General features: G+C 62.5%; 2 protein-coding genes. Both read left to right on the plus strand.

Going from position 1 to position 1,010, the window contains the following annotated elements; translation table 11 throughout:
* Positions 1-499: winged helix-turn-helix domain-containing protein (locus ACOI1H_RS25800; RefSeq protein WP_422441191.1), on the plus strand; the 499-nt coding region annotated here is incomplete at its 5' end.
* A gap of 2 nt (positions 500-501) precedes the next feature.
* The coding region (locus ACOI1H_RS25805) for a sensor N-terminal transmembrane domain-containing protein (RefSeq protein ID WP_422441193.1) at positions 502-1,010 on the plus strand (509 nt) is incomplete at its 3' end.

Here is a 1,010-nt window from a genome sequence, read left to right on the forward strand (position 1 = left end):
GCAGAAGACCTCAATGCCAGTGATCTTCCTCACGTCCAAGGACGATGAGATCGACGAGGTGCTGGGTCTGCGCATGGGGGCCGACGACTACGTCAAGAAGCCGTTCAGCCAGCGGCTGCTGGTCGAACGTATCCGTGCCCTGCTGCGACGCCAGGACGTCATCGGCGGCGAGGTGGTCGAAGAGACTGAAGACAACAAGGTCATGGTCCGCGGCGAACTGACGATGGACCCGCTGCGCCATACGGTGAAGTGGAGAGGCAACGATGTGTCCCTGACCGTGACCGAGTTCCTGCTGTTGCAGGTGCTGGCCCAGCGTCCCGGCTTCGTCAAGTCACGCGATCAGTTAATGGACGTGGCCTACGACGACCAGATTTATGTCGATGACCGGACCATCGACAGCCACATCAAGCGGCTGCGCAAGAAGATGCGCCAGGCCGACGATGAGTTCTCGGCGATCGAAACGCTTTACGGCATCGGCTATCGGTATAACGAAGCCTGACGATGACCGACGCGGCCCGCCACATCGATGTGCGAGACCTCAACTCCGTGCGGCGCGCCGCACGGAATGAGCCTGACCTGGTGCTTGGCGACGACTGGGTCTCGCCGCAGTCTCCGGGCGAACGCGAACTGATGCAGGGGCGCAAGGCGCGCCGGCTGATCAACCTGCGCTCGTCGCCGATTGCCCGCAAGATCATCACGTTCAATCTTCTCGCGATGATCCTGCTGGTGTCGAGCGTCCTCTACCTGAACCCCTCGCGCGACAATCTGGCCTATCAGCGGGCGAACGGCCTCGTGAACGAGGCGGAATTGATCGCGAACATCCTGGAAGCGCGGATGCCGTTGACGGCCCCGGTCGATCTGGTCAGCGGTGACGGCATAGACGTGGCACAGACGCTGGAGGCGATGACCCTGCGCGGCGGGATCGAGGTCGACATCTACAGCCCGAGAGGCCAATTGCTCGCTTCGGCAACCGGACGGCCGAACGGGTCCACGGTCGACACGCTGCAATG

This window comes from Loktanella sp. DJP18 (assembly GCF_049310965.1).
In the GTDB taxonomy this organism is placed as follows: domain Bacteria; phylum Pseudomonadota; class Alphaproteobacteria; order Rhodobacterales; family Rhodobacteraceae; genus Loktanella.